Origin of the sequence: Rhizobium sp. BR 314 (genome assembly GCF_047445805.1) — a bacterium.
GTDB classification, from domain to species: domain Bacteria; phylum Pseudomonadota; class Alphaproteobacteria; order Rhizobiales; family Rhizobiaceae; genus Rhizobium; species Rhizobium lusitanum_B.
Genome location: NZ_JARWLA010000008.1, coordinates 188,943 through 209,026, shown reverse-complemented (window position 1 = coordinate 209,026; position 20,084 = coordinate 188,943). Strand labels below are relative to the sequence as shown.

Here is a 20,084-nt window from a genome sequence, read left to right as displayed (position 1 = left end):
GATCTTTCGACCGTCAAGCACGTCTCCGAGCCCACAGGCACAGCACTGATCCTCGTAGGCGGCGACGGAGAAAACATGATCGCCGTCGTTCCCGGCGCAAACGGCACGAACACGGCCGAGCACGCAACGGCCGCTGTCGCCGCGCTGAACCCCGACGATACGCTGATGCTGCAGCTCGAAGTCCCGGTCGCCGCCGTCGAGACGGCCCTTGGTGCCGCCAAGGCCAAGGGTGTGCGGACCGTGCTCAACCTCGCCCCCCTTATCCCCGAGGCCGCGCGCCTTGGCCGGCTCGCCGACATCGTCATCGCCAACGAGACGGAATTCGAGAGACTGGCCGGTCAGGACAACATGTCCGCAGCAGAGCGCGAGGCGGCTCTCGTACGCTTGCACGGCGAGACTGGCCAGACGCTGATCGTGACACTCGGCGGCGACGGCGTCATTGCCATTCGCGACGGCGAGGTTTCCCGCGCCAAGGGCCTGGTAATCGAACCGATCGACACGGTTGGCGCCGGCGATACGTTTTGCGGCTATTTCGCGGCAAGCCTCGATCAGGGCATGGACTTTCAGGCCAGCCTGCGCCGCGCAGCGGTCGCCGGTTCGCTCGCCTGCCTCAAGCCGGGCGCTCAGCCATCCATCCCGGTCGCTAGCGAAGTCGCCGAGAAGCTCTAAGTATCCCCCCTTAAATAGAGTGGAGCGCAATTAATTAAATTTTTGCGCTTCCATATCATTCTCCTCTGGCCTGGCGCGTATACCCTTCCGGCCGCGGCGGCAATTCTCACGGCGGCTCTATGACAGGGCCATCCTGCGCCGACTTTGCATGCGGATAATGTGCATCCCACGCATCGCTTTTTTGAGGAAATGATGTTCATCTTTCGTATGAAGTCGCTTGCGGCCAAGCTGATCTTGGTCACCGGGCTGGCGATTGCACTCGTCCTGCTGGTCTCCAACTTCCTGCTGATCTCGCAGACGCGTGACCGCGTCGAGGCCCTGACGATGGATCAGGCCAATACCGAAGCCAAATCTATTTCCAACGAAATCGCTGCCAATCTCGGCGAAATGGCCAGCGCCGCCCGTTCCATGGCCGCCGTCGTCGGCCGCGCACATGAGGGCCACAACCTCGACCGAAAGGGTATGATGAATATCCTCAAGGCGAACGTTGAGCAGAACGTCTTTGCTTTCGGCAGCTGGTTCTGCGAGCAGCTCGGCGCACTCGACGGCAAAACCACCGAACTTGCCAACAACAAGGATCAGGGCGTCAACGAGAAGGGTGCCTTTGCGCCCTACTGGTCGAAGACAAAGGATGGCGGCATCCAGTTCTCGACCTTCGACAACGATTATACGGCTGCCTGGTGGAAACTCGCCGCCGACAGCGGCAAGGGCGCGATCACGCCGCCCTACCTCGCACAGGGCACGGACGTTCCGACGACCATGAGCTCTATCGCCTATCCGGTCATGTCCGGCGGCAAGATGATCGGCGTCGCAGGCGTCGATATCTCCCTCTCCTCGCTCTACACGAAACTTCAGAAACTGCATCCGTTCGGCTCCGGTCGCGTTCTGCTGGTTTCCCAGGATAACAAATGGCTGGTCGCACCGACCGCCGATCAGCTGATGAAGGAATATGACGGTTCCGGCGCAAGCGTCATCAAGGCCGCGCTGACCTCCTCTTCCGCCAGCATCCTCAAGAACCTCTCGGAAAAGGGCGGCGAAGAATTCGACCGCGTCGTCTATCCTTTCGCCGTTCCGGGTCTGAACGCCACCTGGGTCGTTCTCATCGACGTACCGCGCAGTGCGATTGCAGCGCCAGTGCGTGACCAGACCTTCACGATGGTGGTCTCCGGCATTCTGGTACTGATCGCCGTCATGCTCGCTCTCTACGCGGCCGTTCGCGGCTTCGTGCAGAAGCCGCTTGCCGGTCTCGTTGCCAGCGTCAAGGGCCTCAGCGCCGGTAACTACGCCGATCCGATCGCCGGCCAGGACCGGGCTGACGAAGTCGGCTCCGTCGCCAAGGCGTTGGAGGGCTTCCGCTTCGCGCTTGCCGATACCAAGCGCCTGGAAGGCGAGGCAAACGACCAGCGCCAGGCTGCGGAAGGCGAACGCCGCCGCTCCGAAAGCGAGCGCAATGAGAGCGTCGCCCTGCAGCGTCACATCGTCGGCATTCTCGGCCACAACCTGGCTGAGCTGTCGAAGGGTAATCTCAGCCAGCGTATCACCGACGACTTCCCGGGCGAATATGCCCAGCTGAAGCAGGACTTCAACGCCGCGCTGGCCAGCATCGAAGAGACCGTGCACACGGTCAACGTCAGCGTCGGCAACATCGGCAGCGGCACCGGCGAGATCAGCAACAGCGCCTCCGACCTTGCCCGCCGCACCGAGCAGCAGGCCGCGAGCCTGGAAGAGACCGCAGCGGCTCTCAACGAGCTGACCGCACAGGTCAACTCCAGCGCCGAAAACGCCCGCACGGCAGCAAGCAGCGTCAACGCAGCGTCTCAGGATGCCGAGCATTCCGGCGAGGTCGTGCAGAAGGCTATCGCCTCCATGCACGGCATCGAACAGTCTTCTCTAGAAGTCTCGCGCATCATCGGCGTCATCGACGAGATTGCCTTCCAGACCAACCTGCTGGCGCTCAACGCCGGCGTGGAAGCTGCCCGTGCAGGCGAGGCCGGCAAGGGCTTTGCAGTCGTCGCTCAGGAAGTGCGCGAACTGGCCCAGCGCTCGGCCAATGCCGCCAAGGAGATCAAAACGCTGATCAACACCTCGGCAGGTCAGGTCAAGGAAGGCGTCAACCTGGTCGGTCGCGCGGGCAATGCCCTGCACAAGATCGCCCAGCAGGTGATGGAGATCAACGGTCTCATTCGCCAGATTTCCGCCTCGGCAAGCGAGCAGGCCATCGGCCTCAAGGAAATCAACTCGGCCATGAACCAGATGGACCAGGTAACGCAGCAGAACGCGGCAATGGTCGAGGAGACCACGGCCTCCAGCGTCACCCTTGCCGAAGAAGCCCAGACCCTTCGGGGCTTGGTCGCACGCTTCCGCACGTCGCACAGCGCGCAGGACAGTGCAGCCGCATTGAGAGCTGCGGCCCAGCAGATGCGCGCCCCGGTCTCGTCACGCAGAGCGGCAGCCCCTGCTCCGGCTCCAGCACGCCGGGCTCAGCCACAGACGCATGGCGCCACGGCCCTTGCACAGGATGACTGGGAAGAATTCTGAGCCGCCTGAATTTAATCAGTAAGAAGGCCGCCGGAGCGATCCGGCGGCCTTTTTCATTTGCCGTGATGATCAGATGCGGGCGAAGCGTTCCGTCAGCAGCGCGAAAAAGCCATCGGCATCGACATCGCGCATGACCTTGGCGTTGCGCTTGCGGTCGGTAACGTGCCACCAGTCGACCACGGTCATACCGACCGTCAGTTCGGAGGTCACTTCGATTTCCACGTTGCACTCGCGACCCTTGAAGAGTTCCGGCTTCAGGAGATAGGCGACGACCGTGGGATCGTGCAGTGGGCCACCATCCGAGCCGTACTTCTCGATATCGAAGCGCTCGAAGAACTCCAGCATTTCGACCATGGCCTTGGCCGGCGGCGTGCCGACGGCGGCCATACGGGCAACGCGATCCTTGCGGGTGAGCAGCTTATGGGTAACGTCGAGCGGCATCATGACGATCGGCACGCCCGAGCGGAACACCACATCGGCCGCTTCCGGGTCGACATAGATGTTGAACTCGGCGGCCGGCGTGATGTTGCCACCCTCGAAGAAGCCACCGCCCATCATGACGAGTTCGCGCACGCGCCCGACGATATCAGGCGCCTTCTGGAAGGCCATTGCGATATTGGTCAACGGCCCGAGCGTGCAGAGCGTGACGGCGCCTTCCGGCTCGTTGCGCAGCGTGTCGATGATGAAATCGACGGCATGGCCCGGCTGCAGCTCCATCGTCGGCTCGGACAGTTCCGGACCGTCGAGGCCGGTCTTGCCGTGCACGTGTTCGGCGGTCACCAGCTTGCGCTTCAGCGGCGCGTCGGCGCCTGCGAACACCTTGACGTCGCGGCGATTGCAGAGCTCGCAGACGATGCGGGCATTGCGGCTCGTCAACCGCAGCGGCACGTTGCCGGCGACGGTGGTAATGCCGAGAACATCGATCTCCTCGCGGCTGCCGAAGGCGAGGAAGATCGCTGCGGCATCGTCCTGACCAGGGTCGGTATCGATAATGATTTTTCTGGGTTCGGTCATATCTGTAACTTTCCTCCGGTGCAGATTGAGAGGCTTTGTCGCGGGTCCGGTCAGGCTTTGTCAAGCGCTCGCATACCGTGTCATCGAACGATTTTCGCGGATGAATCCGATCTCGCGGATGCGAAGATGTGATGCCTTGCACTGATCGGCGCGCGCTCCCATATTAGGACAACCGGGTGCTGAAGATCAGGCCCGGAACAGTCGCTTGATACCAAGGACTTGACGATGAGCCGTACGACTCCCTTTGCCAGCCCGTTGCTTCTGGGCTTCGACACTATGGAAAAGACGCTGGAGCGTATTTCCAAAGCCAGCGACGGCTATCCTCCCTACAATATCGAGCGCATGCGGGCGGACCGGCTCTCCGGCGAGCCGGAGCGACTGCGCATCACGCTTGCGGTGGCTGGCTTTTCCGAAGACGAACTCGATGTGACGACAGAAGAGAATCAGCTTCTGATTCGCGGTCGCCAGATCGAACAAGGCGAGCGCGATTATCTTTATCGGGGTATCGCCGCCCGGCAGTTCCAGCGCGTCTTCGTGCTCGCCGACGGCATGCAGGTTCTCGGCGCCGTCCTGAAAAACGGCCTTCTCTCGGTCGATCTCATTCGACCGGAACCGGATCGCATAGTAAAGAAAATTAACATTTCGGTCTCACAGTAGGACAACGGCCTAGAGCCGGATAATTTCACGTCGAATCGGCCTGGAAGCAAAATCCGCTCTAGAATCAGATAACTAGAGCATGATGTCGGCTGAAAGCCGCTCGCACTTTTCCGCACCATGCTCTGGGCCGTTGGTTCCTCATACTGGAGGTACGAGCATGTTGATGAAAGAAGCTACCGCCCGCCTGACCCAATCCGAGCTTGCCAATATCGGCGCCGGTGAGGTTGCTTACATCAGAAAAATGGACTGGAACGAAGTATCGCGCTGCTTCCCTGAAGCGCCCGATATCGACCCGGAGGTTGATCTGTGGGCGCTTTTCGGCGCTGACGGCACCCCGATATTGCTGACGGACAATCGCTCCAGCACCTTCTATCGTGCTGCCGAAGATGAACTGAAGACCGTCAGCCTGCATTGATCGCAGGTATCGCTCAACGGTGGCGCTCGCCGTTCGCATCGACGGCGCGGAATTTTGCCGCCCGATGCATGCGCATCATCCAGACCGCCTTGCATGGCGGTCCGAAAAGGCATGATGCGCGATCTGAGGTTTACTATCTCAGCCGGACAGCAAACAATCAGATTTTCCTGAAGGTCAGATAGGCGGACGAACGTCCTTCGCGACGGGCCTTGGCCTCATAGCGCGTGCTCGGCCAACCCTCATAGGGGGTCAGCCAGTCGGCGGCGTTACGCGCGATCCACTCGAAGCCGCCATGTGCGTCGCAGTGCTGTAGCGTCCAGTTGACATAGGTGTCGATATCGGAGGCAAAACAGAAGAGAGCGCCCGGCTTCAGCACGCGATGGAAGCGCGTGAGGTTGACCTGCGAGACGAAACGGCGCTTCCAGTGCTTCTTTTTCGGCCACGGATCCGGATAGAGCAGATCAATCTGATCCAGGCAGCCATCCGGTAGCCAGTCCAGCAGCTGGGTGGCGTCGTCGTTGTAAACACGAATATTGCGCGCACCGGTCTCGCCGACACGCGCAAGCAGCTTCTGCATTGAATTGACGAAGGGCTCGACGCCGATGAAACCGGTCGCCGGTTGTTCCAGTGCCCTGTGAATCAGATGCTCGCCACCGCCGAAACCGATCTCCAGGCGCAGGCGCTCGGTCTGCACCCGGAAGAGATCGTTGAGCGGCTGCGGCGCCGGAGCGGAGAGATCGATGATGTATTGCGGCAGCAAAGCTTCCAGCGTTTCCGCCTGTTGGCCGCGCAAGGCCTTACCCTTGCGCCGCCCGAAGAATGCTTCCGTCGCCCGCGACCGCCGCTCGACGTCGATCATGCAGCTTCCTTGACCTTCACGGCTTCCTTGAGGGCTTTCACCAGATCCGTGCGCTCCCAGGAGAAAGAACCGTCACGGCCGGCCTTGCGGCCGAAATGACCATAGGCCGAGGTCTTGGCGTAGATCGGCTTGTTGAGGTCAAGATGACGACGGATGCCGGTCGGCGAGAGGTCCATGTTCTTACGGATAGCCGCTTCGACCTGGTCCTCGGTGACGCCCTTGCCCGTGCCGTGCAGATCAACATAAATCGACAACGGCTGAGCGACGCCGATGGCGTAGGACAGCTGGATCGTGCAGCGGTCGGAAAGGCCGGCGGCAACAACGTTCTTTGCGAGGTAACGGGCTGCATAGGCGGCGGAACGGTCGACCTTGGTCGTGTCCTTGCCCGAGAAAGCACCGCCGCCGTGCGGGGCTGCGCCGCCGTAGGTGTCGACGATGATCTTGCGGCCGGTCAGGCCGGCGTCGCCGTCAGGACCGCCGATGACGAACTTGCCCGTGGGGTTGATGTACCACTTGCAATCGGAGGCAATCTTCAGGTCGCCGAGAGCTTCGATGATGTAGGGCTCGACAACGGCGCGAACCTTCTTCGAATCCCAGCTGTCGTCCAGATGCTGGGTCGAAAGCACGATCGAGGTCACTTCGGACGGCTTGCCGTCGACGTAGCGAACCGTCACCTGGCTCTTGGCATCCGGGCCGAGCTTGGCAACTTCGCCCTCGCCCTTCTTGCGGGCTGTAGCGAGGAGCTGCAGGATCTTGTGCGAATAGTAGATCGGCGCCGGCATGAGGTCAGGCGTCTCCTTGCAGGCGTAGCCGAACATGATGCCCTGGTCGCCGGCACCTTCATCACCTTGCTGGTCGGCAGCATTGTCGACGCCCTGGGCGATATCCGCGGACTGCGAGTGCAGGAGCACGTCAATGCGCGCTTTCTTCCAATGGAAGCCGTCCTGTTCGTAGCCGATATCCTTGATGGCGCGACGAGCGGCGGCCTTGAACTTCGAAGGATTGATGACGTCGTTGCCGTCCTTGTCTTTCTTCATCAGGCTCGGCGGCAGACGAACTTCGCCGGCGATGACGACGCGGTTGGTGGTGGCAAGGGTCTCGCAGGCAATGCGCACGCCCCATGGGTTTACGCCGGTCTTTGCAGCCTCGCGGTAAACCAGATCGACGATTTCGTCGGAAATGCGGTCACAAACTTTATCCGGGTGACCTTCGGCAACAGACTCACTCGTAAACAGATAATTCGCGCGCATGCGGGATTCCCCTCAAAGAACAAAAATCTCTGCATTTGATATTCGCCTCCGCCTCGAAAAACAAGACGAACAAGGACATAAATATATCTTTATATCTCGGCTGAAGTGATAAAATTTTGCCGTAAACGCACAAAAGGCGGCCAAAACGACCGCCTTTCGACTTCAGCATTCCGATGCCCCCTCGAAATGCCTATTCAGCGTCCGCTTCCGCGGCAAGCGCCTTGACCAGCTCAACGACCTTGCGCCGGACCTTGCCATCGGAGATTTTCACGAAGGCACGATTAAGCTGCAACCCCTCGGAAGAGGACAGAAAATCGACGACATAGTTGGAGCTGGATGCTTCGGCCATGCCACCCGCATTGGCCGCGTGCTCACCCGGGGCATCTTCGAAGAAGAAGGAAACCGGGACATTGAGGATGCTGGAGATGTTCTGGAGACGACTAGCGCCAACGCGGTTGGTGCCCTTTTCATATTTCTGGATCTGCTGAAACGTAATTCCGAGGCTTTCGCCGAGCTTTTCCTGGCTCATGCCAAGCATCGTGCGGCGGAGGCGTATGCGGCTACCGACATGAATGTCGATGGGGTTCGGCTTCTTTTTGTTTTCAATCATCATTTTACCCTAACATAGGTTGAATTCAGGACCTGCCACCCGGTACCCTTCTCCACCCCTATAACGCCACGTTGCAGCCGACGCCCCCAAGGCCTCCAGTCTACGTTTAAAAGGCGGATAGCTAGCACTATGCAATTTTAGGGTTTTTTGGTCAATTCACCCTTGGAATAAAACCCATGCGTGAAATGGCAGCAACGAGGCCGACTAGGCCGACAATCAACCAAAAGTATGTTTTCCGGGCCTTCCCGTCGACGCTCGAGACGGACGCACCACCCAGGGTAGCATCTATGAACCCTTGCTGATTATAGCCGATGCCGGAGAGTACGCGCCCCCGCGGATCGACGAAGGCTGAAATGCCCGTATTGGCACTGCGAATCAGAGGAAGCCCCTGCTCTACTGCCCTCACCCTGGCCTGCAGGAAATGCTGATAGGGACCAGGCGTATCTCCGAACCAACCGTCATTCGTAACGTTCAAAATGGCATCTGCCTGCCGAATCTCCTGAGTCATCTCATTCGGGAAAATGATCTCGTAGCAGATCAGCGGGTAGAATTTGATGCCGTCGGGCATGGTCAACAGCCGCCGCTTGGTGGCGGCTGAAAACCCGCCCGGCAGCTCGACGACGTTCTCGATGCCGAGGTAGCTCAGAATGTGCTCGAAGGGCACATACTCGCCGAAAGGCACGAGATGGGTCTTGTCTGAGGCGTCGATGATCTGGCCGCGGCCATCGATGACGTAGATCGAATTGTAATAGCGTGGCGGGGTGCCTGGCCCCATATCCTCGACGCGGACGGCGCCGGTGATCAGAACCTGATCGTCCTCCAACTGATCAGCAATGCGAGCAAGCGCATCCCTGTTATCTGTCAGGATGAACGGAACAGCCGTCTCCGGCCAGACGATGATATCGGGGCGCTTGCCGCCATTTGCCGGCGGCTGCACGGAGAGCGCCAGATGCCTGTCGAAGATGGCGGTGCGATCGGCATCCGTATCCATCTTCGCCTGCTGATCGATGGAAGGCTGAACGATGCGCACGACAGGTGCCGTTTTGCCGCTCACGGCCGGCGCCTCCGGCAGATGCAACACATAGTAACCGTAACCCACATGAGCTGCGGCAACAAGGATCGCAAGCCCGATGCCGGGGACCCGCCCTTGCCGCGTGCCGAGCAGTGCCGGCGCGGCGAAGACGAAGACGGCAAGCACGGTCACCCCAAGCACGCCGATCAGATGTGCGGACTGCATCATCAGCGGAATGGGCATGGCGCCATAGCCGATGGCATTCCAGGGAAAACCGGTGAAGAGGAAGCTCCGCAGCCATTCGAGAATGCCGAAGCTGAAAGCGAGCGCCGCGATGCGACCCAAGCCGTCGGACCACAGTATCCGGGCAAGCACGGTCGCGGCACCGTAGAAGATTGCCAGGAAGGCCGGCAGGCCGAGAATTGCCAACGGCAACGCCCAGGCAAACTCCTCGGCATCGATCAGCAGTGCATGGCCGAGCCACCAGAGTCCGGCAACGAAATAGCCAAAGCCAAAGAGCCAGCCCGTGAAGAAGGACGGCCACAACCGGCCGAAAAGGCCGCTATCGGGACTGGCCGCGACGCCGTCGAGCAACCAGACCAGCAGTGTGAAGGAGATGAACATTGCCGCAAAGAAGCCGAACGGCGGCAAGGCCAGCACCCCGATGGCACCGGCTAAGATCGCAAGCAACGCACGTTTGAAACCCCAGACGAGGATCACCCTGCCCGAAAGCCATTCCATGCGCCAGCTCCGTCAAACTTCGAATCAACTGGCGGCAGTCTTTCAAAGAATTGACGATTTGTCCTGCCGAAGCGGCATTTATTGCCGGGCTGCGTTGCGTTCCGCCGATGTTTCCTCGGCAATGGCTTCCGGTGGCAGCAAGTCACGCTCTCCCCCCGCGGCCTCGCCCTCGAGCTTGACCGTCGGGCGACGACGCGCGGCATGGCGTTTGCGGGTGATGCGTACGCGCTTGATACGGCGCGGATCGGCATCGAGGATGTGAAACTCGAAGCCCGGCAACGCCTGCACGACTTCGCCCCGCACCGGAATGCGGCCAAGTGCGGAGAAGATCAGGCCGCCGAGCGTATCCACCTCGTCCACCTGCTCGCTGATGTCGAAATCCGGACCGATCGCCTCGGCGATCTCCTCCAGCTCGACACGGGCGTCGGCGACAAAAACATCTTCAGAGACGCGCTTGAACATGACTTCGTCGTCATCATGCTCGTCGTCGATGTCACCGACAACCATCTCGACGATGTCCTCATGCGAGGCCAGTCCATCCGTGCCGCCATATTCGTCGATGACAAGCGCCATCTGCGTGCGGTTGACCTGCATGCGGCGCAGGAGGTCGGACGCCAGCATGGATGGCGGAACGAACAGAATCTTGCGGATGATGCCGGCCTCGGCCAGCGTCTTCTGCAGATCAACGCGCGAAAGATCGAAATTCGGCTTGGCCGAGCGCGGCGCCTTTTCGGTGGCGGCACCGGTTGTCGCAGCGGCGGCCGTCTTGGCGCTGCCGGCGCGACGCTTGTTGCGGGCCTGCTTGGCGACATAGGACAGGAGGTCGCGGATATGCACCATGCCGCGCGGATCATCCAGCGTTTCGGCATAGACGGGCATACGCGAACGGCCGCTTTCCTCGAACAAGATCATCAGCTCACCGATGGTGATATTCTGATCCACTGCTTCGATATCGGCACGCGGCACCATGACGTCTTCGACGCGGACTTCGCGGAAGCGCAGGATGTTGTGCAACATCGCCCGCTCGTCGGGCGAAAAGGCGTCGTCATCGGCTGCGTTGGTCATCAACGCGTCGGCGAGATCCTCGCGCAGCCGCGCAGCGCCCTGCGCCGGGCGGAGGATGCGCGCTGCACGCGCCCAGAATGAAGATTGAGATCGCTTGCCGCTGCTACTACTGCCTGCCTCATCGGAGGAGGCTGCATCGGCTCCATCTTTGGCCTCGGGGGCCGGTCTTGTCGTAAAGTCGCTCATTGTTCCTGGTCAAACAGGGTTCAAATCAAATGGGGTCTTGACCCGCATAGGGATCAGATAGGCCAAGACTAGCCAAAATGCGAGTCTCCAGCCCCTCCATTCTTTCGGCTTCGCTATTATTCATATGGTCGTAGCCGAAGAGATGCAAGAAACCGTGGACCATCAAATGGGTCAGATGGTCGTCAAAACTCTTCTCAAGATCGATAGCCTCGCGCTCAACCGTCTCCCTGGCAATGATGATATCGCCAAGCATCGGACCGGGCTTGCCGCCGGGCTCAAGCGGAAAGGCGGGGAACGAAAGAACATTCGTCGCCTTGTCCTGCGAGCGCCATTCCGCGTTGATCGCGCGGATCGAGGCGTCGTCGGTGAATACTAGCGACAATTCGGGCGCCATTTTCGGAAAGGGCTGCTTTTCGTGTTTCTTCAGATAGGCTGCAGCCTCGCCCAGCACGCGCTCGGCAAGCGACTGCAACTCTTCCTCTGAGGGCCAATCGCCCTCCTCCACGCTGATCTGTATGTCGAGTTCTGCCATGAGTGTTGTGCCGCGGATCAGATCTGCGGATTGCTTTCCTCGGCCTGGGTCGCATAGGTCGAGTCATAGGCCCGAACGATGCGCGCCACCAACGCGTGACGCACGACGTCGGTGTCCTTGAAGCGGACGATGGTAATGCCCTCGACGCCGTTCAGCAGCTCCAGCGCCTCGACCAGGCCGGACTTGACGCCGCGCGGCAAGTCGATCTGGCTCGGATCGCCTGTTATGATCATCCGCGAATTCTCGCCGAGACGCGTCAGGAACATCTTCATCTGCATGGATGTCGTGTTCTGTGCCTCGTCGAGGATAACGGCGGCGTTGGCGAGCGTGCGACCGCGCATGAAGGCGAGTGGCGCGATCTCGATGACGCCTGCGGTGATGGCGCGCTCGACCTTGTCGCCCGGCATCATGTCGTAGAGCGCGTCATAGAGCGGACGCAGATAGGGATCGACCTTTTCCTTCATGTCACCGGGCAGGAAGCCCAGACGCTCGCCGGCTTCTACGGCCGGGCGCGACAGTATAATCTTTTCCACGGCGCCGCGCTCCAGAAGCTGGGCAGCGTGCGCGACGGCAAGATAGGTCTTACCGGTACCCGCCGGGCCAACGCCGAACACCATCTCGGAGCGCTCCAGCGCCCGCATATAGGCATCCTGAGTCGGCGTGCGCGCTATGATGGTCTTCTTGCGCGTCGAAATCTGCGCCATCGTCAACTTTGCTTTTCTCTCCATGGTCGGCAGCGTCAATTGGTCGTCGGCGGCAACCGCCATGCGGATGGCGCCCTCTACATCGGAACGCTCCACATTGCCGCCTTTTTGTAGCTTGTCATAGAGGTAATCGAGCGTCCGGCGCGCCTGATTGGTGGCGGGCACATCGCCCGTAATGACGACCGAATTGCCCCGCGCCCGCGCGTCGATGCCGAGACGCTCCTCAAGCAGCTTCAAATTCTGGTCGAACTGTCCGAAAAGCTCGCTGGCGAACCGATTGTTCTCGAACGTCAGGATGAAGTGATTGGCGTCGCTCGCGGTGCGGGGCTGGCGCGATGAAGAAGAAACCAATTCCTGTCCGTTCAAGCGGTGTGGCTCCTTGTGCCGGTCCGGAACCTAGAGCAAATCAGCAAACAGGCTGTTGGTGCTGGTCCCGGTGATTCGTACGTTAATAATGTCACCGATTTGCGATGCTTTTGCATCAACATTCACAGATTGCAGCCAGGGAGAGCGTCCAATCAACTGGCCCGGCATCCGGCCTGGCTTTTCCAGAAGGATATCCACTGTTTTGCCCACGCAGGCCTCGGCAAAAGCATGCTGCTGCTTCAGCAACAATGCCTGCAACCGTTCCAACCGCTCGGTTTTGACCTCTTCGGGCACCTGATCCTTCAATTCCGCGCCGGGCGTACCCGGCCGCGTGGAATATTTGAACGAGAAGGCCTGTGCATAATTCACCTCCTCGATCAGCCTCAGTGTATCCTCAAAATCCTGGTCTGTCTCCCCTGGGAAACCGACGATGAAATCGCCAGAAAGTGCGATATCCGGCCGTGCAGCCCGGATTTTCTCGATCAATGCCAAGTATTCCGCAGCCGTGTGCCGGCGGTTCATCGCCTTCAGGATCCGGTCCGAACCGGCCTGAACCGGCAGGTGCAGATAGGGCATCAGCGTGCGCAGATCGCGATGCGCGCCGATCAGGCGATCGTCCATGTCGCGGGGGTGGCTGGTGGTGTAACGCAGACGGGCAAGGCCGGGGATCTCGGCCAGACGATAGAGTAGGTCGCCCAAGCTCCAGGCTTCGCCGGTGGGGCCGGCACCGTGCCAGGCGTTGACATTCTGGCCGAGCAGTGTGATTTCGCGCACTCCGCCATCCACAAGTTTTTGCGCCTCCTCGACGATCTGAGAGACCGGACGGGAGACTTCGGAGCCGCGCGTATAGGGTACGACGCAGAAAGTACAGAACTTGTCGCATCCTTCCTGCACCGTCAGGAAGGCGGTGACACCGCGGGCGCGGATCTTTGCCTTCTCGGCGATCGGCAGATGCTCGAACTTGTCCTCGATCGCATATTCGGTATCAACGACGCGCTGGCCCTCCTTGGCGCGGCGAAGCGCGTCCGGCAGGCGATGATAGGTCTGCGGGCCGATGACGACATCGACGGCAGGCGCGCGGCGAAGAATCTCCTCACCCTCGGCCTGCGCAACGCAGCCGGTGACGCCGATCATCATCTCGCGGCCGTCCGCGGCCTTGCGCTTCTTCATCTCGCGCAGGCGACCGAGCGCGGAATAGACTTTTTCGGCCGCCTTCTCGCGGATGTGACAGGTGTTCAAAAGAACGAGATCGGCCTCTTCCATATCCTCGGTCGGCTCATAGCCGTCGCGGGAGAGCGCATCGCTCATCCGCGTGGAATCATAGACGTTCATCTGGCAGCCGTAAGTCTTGATGAAAACCTTGCGGCTGTTGAAGCCATCGCGGGTGCCGAGCTGCAAAGCGTCGGTCGCCGGGGCATCGAGGGTCAGGCTGTCCTTGGTCATGGGCCGCTATGTAGTGGCTTTTGCCTTCGGAGAAAATGGAAAAGTTGGAATCACCTGGAAATCAAGCGATCTCGCGGCCGAGCAGGCGGCTAGCGAGCAAATTGCGGATGCGCCGCGCGATGGTGGCGCTGACTTCCTTGCGGTTGGTGCCAGCGCGATAATCGACAGCTTCGCCAAAGCAGACGTCGACATCGATAGCGCCGCACTGGACGATGCCCTTCAGGTGCGGCACGAGCTCGATATCGCCGGGCCATGCCGTCAGCGGACGATAATAACGGCCCATAGGCGTACCATGAACCCGGGTATAGGCGACCGCAACCGGCTGGACATGCACAACGGCATCCGGTGCCTTCGGCAGGGCCGCTGCGGCAGCGCCAAACAGCGAGGATTTGACCTCGAGCAGCCGATTGCCGTCGGAGGTCGTTCCCTCAGGAAACAGCACCATGATTTCGCCATCGGCCATGCGGTCGGCGATCTCGTTCACCTGCTCGCCCGTCTTGCGCTTCTGCTCGCGCTCGACGAAGACGCTCTTCTGCCATTGTGCAAACTGGCCGAAGATCGGCCAATCCCGCACTTCCGACTTGGCGATGAAGGAGACGTCGGCCACCGCAGAAAGCACGAGAATATCGAGCCAGGACGAATGGTTGGAGGCTAACATCAATGGCCGGCTCGTCTCCATCTTGCCGACGACATGAATGCGCACGCCAAGCCAATAGCAGACAATGCGGTGCCAGTAGCGCGGCAGATAGCGCCGGAGCTTCCAGTCAAGGCGCAGACAAAGGATCTGTAAAGGCAGCATCACGGCGCTGACGGCGCAGATGACCACGGCAGCACAGCCGATGCGCAGCCAGGTCATCAAATCATTCGCTCCTGCATGAAAGCCTTCACGTCAAGCTTCGTCCTTCTTCAGCGGGATGCCGTAAAGCTCCAGCCGGTGGTCGACGAGTTTGAAGCCGTGTTCGCGGGCGATGCGCTCCTGCAGCGCCTCGATCTCCGGCGAGTGAAATTCGATCACCTCGCCGCTTTTCAGGTCGATCAGATGGTCGTGATGCTCTTCCGGCACGGTTTCGTAGCGGGAGCGCCCGTCGCGGAAATCATGGCGGGCAAGAAGTCCGGCATCCTCGAACAGCTTGACCGTGCGGTACACCGTGGAGATCGAGATTTTCGCATCCACCTGCACGGAGCGTCTATAGAGCTCCTCGACGTCGGGATGGTCCTCGGAACTCTCTATGATGCGCGCGATGATCCGGCGCTGCTCCGTCATGCGCATACCGCGCTCGGCGCAAAGCTCCTCAAGGGATTTTACGGCATCATCCATCAATTACTGTCTTCGGCCTATTGCACTGTGACAACGGATAGCGCGCCGGATTGCCGCCCTATCTGCTTGTTTTGCCGCATATGTGCGACGCCAAGTGATGCCACTTGGCTGCAAAATGCTCTAGCGAAGAACGCGGCTCATGACAAGCGCCGTCGATTTCGCGCCATTATCGCCGACATAATAAGCCTTGCGTTCGCCAACCGTCTCGAAACCAAGTTTGCGGTAAAGGCCGAGCGCCGGTTGGTTGCCGCCGTCGACCTCGAGGAACATGGTTTCACCGCCGCGATTGCGAGCCTCGCGAAGGGCCGCCTGCATCAACCGCCATCCGAGACCAGTGCGCCCGAGCTTGGCACTGACGGCGATCGTCAGGATTTCGCCTTCGCCCGCCACATGCCGTGCGAGCACGAAGCCCGGGAGCGCTTTCTTCAGGATGGCATTGGTCTGGCGGGCAACGAAGCCGAAGGTGGTCTCCTGTGAGAGGAGATTTTGAAACTCGGACTCGTCCCAGATTCGCGGAAAACGTTCGCCATGCAGGAGCGCCACTTCGGCGCAATCCTTCAAGTCCATCGGGATGATTTCGTATTCGGCTTTGAGGGTCAGATAGGATTCGAGCATTTCTACTGCCTGGCAACTGCGTATCCGGCCTGCGGTCTGGCATCGGGTCCGCGAAGATAAAGCGGCTTCGGCTTTTCGCCGGCAGATTTGCCAGCGCCCAGCCGGGCGACGACGGCGATCGGAAATGCGTCTGGCCGCTCCGCCGGCGGCGCGTCGCTCAGCCGGGCGACAGCCGTTCCGGTGACGACGCCGTCGAAGGCGGCCGCAATTGCCCGCGCTTCGTCGACCGTCACGGCCCGAGCCTCGTCCTGCGGGTTGCCATCGACATCGAAGCTCTGGAGATAGATCTCCTCGCGCTTGGCATCGATGGCAGCCAGAACCGACTTGCCCGGATTCTGTGCTCTTGCAGTCGCAGCCATAACCTCAAGGGTCGTGACGCCGATTGCTGGAACGTTGAGGGAAAGTGCAAAACCGCGGGCGGCTGCAACGCCGATGCGGATGCCGGTGAAGGAACCGGGACCGACAGTCACGACGACGCGCTCGACAGCCGAAAGCGCCGTGTTGGCTTTCGCCAGCGCTTCATCGACGACGTGCATCAAATGTTCGGCGTGCCCCCGTCCGATCGTTTCCGTGACCTCCCCCATCACAGAATCACTACCGCTATCATACACAACGGCAGCGCAATCCACACCTGCCGTGTCGAGCGCCAGTACGATCATATCAATTTTTCCGAAAAGCCGCGCCTGAGGCGCGGTTGGCTTGTCTTAAAATGCTCCAGTATGGCATCGCAACATTCTGGCATAATCCCATCCAAAAACCGCCACACACCTTTGGAACCATGTTTAGACGGCTTCGACTTCCTGCACCTCGGGCACGAAGTGGCGCAGCAGGTTCTGCACGCCATGCTTCAGCGTTGCCGTTGAAGACGGGCAGCCGGCGCAGGATCCTTTCATATTGAGATAGACCTTGCCGTCGCGGAAGCCGCGGAAGGTAATGTCGCCGCCATCCTGAGCAACCGCCGGACGCACGCGGGTATCGAGCAGTTCCTTGATGGTCAGCACGATGGATTCATCGCCTTCATCGAAGAATTCGCCGCCGGCATCCCGCGCTTCGGACAGAACTGAGCTGGAGCCCATGACAGGCTTGCCGGACATGAAATGCTCCATGATCGAACCAAGAATGGCAGGCTTCAGATGCTGCCATTCCTGACTTTCCTTGGAGACGGAGATGAAGTCGTAGCCGAAATACACGCCGGTCACGCCCTGGATTTCGAAGAGGCGGGCAGCAAGCGGCGAAGCCTCAGCTTCCTCGGCGCTGCGGAATTCGGCCGTGCCGCTTTCCATCACCACCTTGCCCGGCAGAAACTTCAGGGTCGCGGGGTTCGGTGTCGCTTCGGTCTGAATGAACATATTGATCTCCATGCGGCGGGCACAAACCCAGTCCCAACTTTAGAATATTTCAAAAGAAATAGGCCTTTTGGCCGCTCAATTCAAGAGAGTGATTCTCAAGAAATGGCTGGCTTTTATCAGCTGAGCGCGTCGATTTCCTCGTTCGTCAGCGTATCTGGCAGCACGGTGACGGGGATCGGAAAAGCGGCGGCACGGCCGGCGATCGACGAAACAAGCGGGCCTGGCCCTTCCTTGGCGGAGCCGGCGGCCAGAACGAGGAGCGCGATGTCCCGATCCTCTTCGATCACTGCATTGATCTGCTCGGCCGAAGCCCCCTCGCGAATGACGATTTCGGGATCGATGCCGACATTCTCGCGTACACTCTGGGCTGCCTTGGCGGTCGCCGCCTCGGCCTCCTCCCGCGCTTCCGCCCGCATGATCTCTTCCACGCCGAGCCATTGCTGGAAATCGCCCTCGGGGATCACATAGAGCAACACGAGGCCGCCGTTGGAATTCTTGGCGCGCCGGCCGGCATAGTGAACGGCGCGCTGGCATTCGGGAGTACCGTCAATGACCGCCATGAACTTGCGGCGGTGGCCTTCTAGTCGTGAAAGTCGCGTGGATACCATGAGACGACTCTGACATCGAAGCCTGTGCCGTGGCAAGCCCCGTTTTTAGACCCAATGGCGGTTGCCGTTCAGTGACCTAAAAGTCCATGAGCCTTGCCTCGCCCGACACTCGGATGGAGCTTCCAGCCACGGCCGGGATATCGGCATGCAGGCGGGATCGCATTCCCATATCCTCACCCTGGATGACCTCGATGGATCCGCCATGCGGCCAGGCAATGTCGCGCAGATATCCGGCAAAGGCTGCCGTTGAAGCCCCGGTCGCGGGGTCTTCATAGACACCGCCCGACGCAAAGGCATTGCGTGTGTGGAACAATTGCCGCATTTCGGCGTAGGCAAGGAGGATCGTGACCAAACCTTCGCGGACCATCAAAGTGCGGCCGGCATCAAGATCGTAGGTCATGGCGGCAAGCGCATCGCGGGATTTCAGGGCCAGTATGAAGTGATCGGCGCCGCCGTGGATCAGCGCCGCGGGAATGGCCGGATCCAAGTCGTCGGTCGAATAGCCGAACAGTCCCAGCACTTCCGACACCAGCTCGTGCGTCGGCGCCTTGCTTCGCGTGGGCGGCGACTGTAGGGCCGCCGTGAGCACATCGCCTTTCCGGTGCCCTTCGACGGTGATATTGGCCTCGTTGAGCGCGAGCGCAAAAATCCCGTCACCCTCCTGCAACGCGAGAGCCGCACCAAGCGCGATCGTCGCATGACCGCAGAATGGAACCTCCGACTGAGGAGAGAAATAGCGCACTCTCCAGCCTTGCCCTTCGGGGCAGGCAAAAGCGGTCTCGGAGAACCCGACTTCGGCTGCGATGCGTTGCATCTCGGCGGCCTCAGGCAGGACATCGGCTATCAAGACGCCGGCGGGATTACCGCCAGCTCCATTCTCCGAAAAGGAAGCAATCCGCAGGATATTCAAAATCGGCCCATCCGTTCGCTGGTCTTGGCGCGCCACTTAGGCGACGCGCCAACCGATAAGATATCAAAAGTCTCAATAGAGAAAGCCGATAATGTCGCGAACCTGCTTCATGGTGACGTCGGCGCGGGCACGCGCGCGGGCGCTGCCGTCGCGCAGAACAGCGTCGATATGGCCCGGGTCTGCCATCAGGCGACGCATTTCCGTCGTGATCGGCGAGAGCGCGTGCACGGCAAGATCGACCAGCGCCGGCTTGAACACTGAGAACTGCTGACCGCCGAATTCCGCGAGAACGTCAGCCTTCGACTTATCGGCAAGAGCTGCGTAGATGCCGACCAGATTGTCGGCTTCCGGGCGGCCCGCAAGACCGGCGATTTCGCTTGGCAAGCCATCCGGATCGGTCTTTGCCTTACGGATCTTCTTCGAGATATTTTCCTCGTCATCGAGCAGGTTGATGCGCGAGAGGTCGGAAGCGTCTGACTTCGACATCTTCTTAGTGCCGTCGCGCAGCGACATGACGCGCGGCGCCGGGCCATCGATCAGCGGCTCGACCATCGGGAAATACGCATGCACCGGCTCGTCGCCAACGGTGATGTCGATGCCATAACCCGTGCGACGGATATGCTCCATGTAGTCCAAATTGAACTTCATGGCGATGTCGCGGGTCAGCTCCAGATGCTGCTTCTGGTCGTCTCCGACAGGAACATGCGTGGCACGATAAAGCAGGATGTCTGCGGCCATCAGGCTCGGATAGGCGTAGAGGCCGAGCGAGGCCTGCTCGCGGTCCTTGCCGGCCTTGTCCTTGAACTGCGTCATGCGGTTCATCCAGCCGATGCGGGCAACGCAGTTGAAGATCCAGGCAAGCTCGGCATGGCCCGGCACGGCCGACTGATTGAAGACGATATGCTTTTCCGGGTCGATGCCGGCGGCGAGGAAGGCTGCGGTGATCGAGCGCGTCTGGTTTGGCATATCCTCATGCACGAGCTGAGCCGTCAGCGCATGCATGTCGACGACGCAATAGATGCAGTCGTTGTTGGCCTGCAGGGCCACGAACTTGCGGATCGCGCCGAGGTAGTTGCCGAGGTGGAGGTTGCCGGTAGGCTGAACGCCGGAGAATACGAGCGGCTTGAATTCGGTCATGTCGTCCTCAAAAGGCTTGTGGAGGGCCTGGGTGAGCGGCGCTCAACCCTTGGTTCGAGCGGCTTATGCACGCGGTATCGACAGGG

Annotated in this window: 21 protein-coding genes; 4 read left to right on the top strand and 17 right to left on the bottom strand. The window is 60.4% G+C overall.

Annotated elements, in window-relative coordinates:
• Positions 1-669, top strand: a 669-nt coding sequence (locus QD461_RS14030; protein WP_414088304.1) for a PfkB family carbohydrate kinase, incomplete at its 5' end; no start/stop codon positions are given.
• A 192-nt stretch (positions 670-861) separates the two neighbouring features.
• Positions 862-3,207 carry a methyl-accepting chemotaxis protein gene (locus QD461_RS14025; RefSeq protein WP_414088303.1) on the top strand — a complete coding sequence of 782 codons (2,346 nt, stop codon included), beginning with the start codon at positions 862-864 and terminating at the stop codon, positions 3,205-3,207.
• A gap of 69 nt (positions 3,208-3,276) precedes the next feature.
• On the opposite strand, the gene QD461_RS14020 is transcribed toward QD461_RS14025, so the two are convergent.
• Complete coding sequence (locus QD461_RS14020; protein WP_414088302.1) at positions 3,277-4,221, bottom strand: nucleoside hydrolase; 945 nt, start codon at positions 4,219-4,221, stop codon at positions 3,277-3,279.
• A gap of 225 nt (positions 4,222-4,446) precedes the next feature.
• On the opposite strand from QD461_RS14020, the gene QD461_RS14015 reads away from it, so the two are divergent.
• Together QD461_RS14015 and QD461_RS14010 are read left to right on the top strand one after the other, a co-directional pair.
• Entirely contained in the window at positions 4,447-4,878 is a 432-nt protein-coding gene (locus QD461_RS14015) for an Hsp20 family protein (RefSeq protein WP_004120834.1), read from the top strand.
• Between the two features lie 157 nt (positions 4,879-5,035).
• Positions 5,036-5,293: a DUF1150 family protein gene (locus QD461_RS14010; protein WP_184706528.1), complete on the top strand. Its 258-nt coding sequence runs from the start codon at positions 5,036-5,038 to the stop codon at positions 5,291-5,293.
• 157 nt (positions 5,294-5,450) lie between these two features.
• Here the strand turns inward: QD461_RS14010 and trmB are convergent, their stop codons facing one another.
• From trmB to trpS, 16 genes are all read right to left on the bottom strand, one after another.
• On the bottom strand, positions 5,451-6,152 hold the full coding sequence (gene trmB / locus QD461_RS14005) for a tRNA (guanine(46)-N(7))-methyltransferase TrmB (RefSeq protein WP_414088301.1): 702 nt from the start codon (positions 6,150-6,152) through the stop codon (positions 5,451-5,453).
• Positions 6,149-7,402, bottom strand: a complete 1,254-nt coding sequence (gene metK / locus QD461_RS14000) for a methionine adenosyltransferase (RefSeq protein ID WP_184706524.1) — start codon at positions 7,400-7,402, stop codon at positions 6,149-6,151. The genes trmB and metK overlap by 4 nt, the downstream gene beginning before the upstream one ends.
• A gap of 190 nt (positions 7,403-7,592) precedes the next feature.
• Complete coding sequence (locus QD461_RS13995; RefSeq protein WP_184706522.1) at positions 7,593-8,012, bottom strand: helix-turn-helix domain-containing protein; 420 nt, start codon at positions 8,010-8,012, stop codon at positions 7,593-7,595.
• A gap of 151 nt (positions 8,013-8,163) precedes the next feature.
• Entirely contained in the window at positions 8,164-9,765 is a 1,602-nt protein-coding gene (gene lnt, locus QD461_RS13990; protein WP_414088300.1) for an apolipoprotein N-acyltransferase, read from the bottom strand.
• Positions 9,766-9,843: 78 nt separating this feature from the next.
• Positions 9,844-11,016, bottom strand: a complete 1,173-nt coding sequence (locus tag QD461_RS13985) for a hemolysin family protein (protein ID WP_414088299.1) — start codon at positions 11,014-11,016, stop codon at positions 9,844-9,846.
• A 25-nt stretch (positions 11,017-11,041) separates the two neighbouring features.
• Entirely contained in the window at positions 11,042-11,548 is a 507-nt protein-coding gene (ybeY, locus tag QD461_RS13980; protein WP_414088298.1) for an rRNA maturation RNase YbeY, read from the bottom strand.
• 17 nt (positions 11,549-11,565) lie between these two features.
• Positions 11,566-12,618, bottom strand: coding sequence for a PhoH family protein (locus QD461_RS13975; RefSeq protein WP_414088297.1), 1,053 nt, complete (start codon positions 12,616-12,618; stop codon positions 11,566-11,568).
• A 30-nt stretch (positions 12,619-12,648) separates the two neighbouring features.
• Positions 12,649-14,061: a tRNA (N6-isopentenyl adenosine(37)-C2)-methylthiotransferase MiaB gene (gene miaB / locus QD461_RS13970; RefSeq protein ID WP_414088296.1), complete on the bottom strand. Its 1,413-nt coding sequence runs from the start codon at positions 14,059-14,061 to the stop codon at positions 12,649-12,651.
• A 61-nt stretch (positions 14,062-14,122) separates the two neighbouring features.
• A complete protein-coding gene (locus QD461_RS13965; RefSeq protein ID WP_414088295.1) occupies positions 14,123-14,920 on the bottom strand; it encodes a lysophospholipid acyltransferase family protein in 798 nt (265 codons plus the stop codon).
• A 30-nt stretch (positions 14,921-14,950) separates the two neighbouring features.
• The gene (locus QD461_RS13960) at positions 14,951-15,379 is read right to left on the bottom strand and encodes a Fur family transcriptional regulator (protein ID WP_037152890.1); all 429 of its coding nucleotides are present in this window, start codon (positions 15,377-15,379) and stop codon (positions 14,951-14,953) included.
• 120 nt (positions 15,380-15,499) lie between these two features.
• Positions 15,500-15,994 carry a GNAT family N-acetyltransferase gene (locus QD461_RS13955; protein ID WP_414088294.1) on the bottom strand — a complete coding sequence of 165 codons (495 nt, stop codon included), beginning with the start codon at positions 15,992-15,994 and terminating at the stop codon, positions 15,500-15,502.
• Positions 15,995-15,996: 2 nt separating this feature from the next.
• Positions 15,997-16,653, bottom strand: a complete 657-nt coding sequence (gene tsaB / locus QD461_RS13950; protein ID WP_414088293.1) for a tRNA (adenosine(37)-N6)-threonylcarbamoyltransferase complex dimerization subunit type 1 TsaB — start codon at positions 16,651-16,653, stop codon at positions 15,997-15,999.
• Positions 16,654-16,776: 123 nt separating this feature from the next.
• Entirely contained in the window at positions 16,777-17,343 is a 567-nt protein-coding gene (locus QD461_RS13945; RefSeq protein WP_184706504.1) for a NifU family protein, read from the bottom strand.
• 116 nt (positions 17,344-17,459) lie between these two features.
• Complete coding sequence (locus tag QD461_RS13940) at positions 17,460-17,951, bottom strand: universal stress protein (RefSeq protein WP_184706502.1); 492 nt, start codon at positions 17,949-17,951, stop codon at positions 17,460-17,462.
• A 76-nt stretch (positions 17,952-18,027) separates the two neighbouring features.
• Positions 18,028-18,861, bottom strand: coding sequence for a PhzF family phenazine biosynthesis protein (locus QD461_RS13935; protein WP_414088292.1), 834 nt, complete (start codon positions 18,859-18,861; stop codon positions 18,028-18,030).
• A gap of 72 nt (positions 18,862-18,933) precedes the next feature.
• Positions 18,934-19,998, bottom strand: a complete 1,065-nt coding sequence (gene trpS / locus QD461_RS13930; RefSeq protein ID WP_184706498.1) for a tryptophan--tRNA ligase — start codon at positions 19,996-19,998, stop codon at positions 18,934-18,936.
• Positions 19,999-20,084 lie beyond the last annotated feature (86 nt).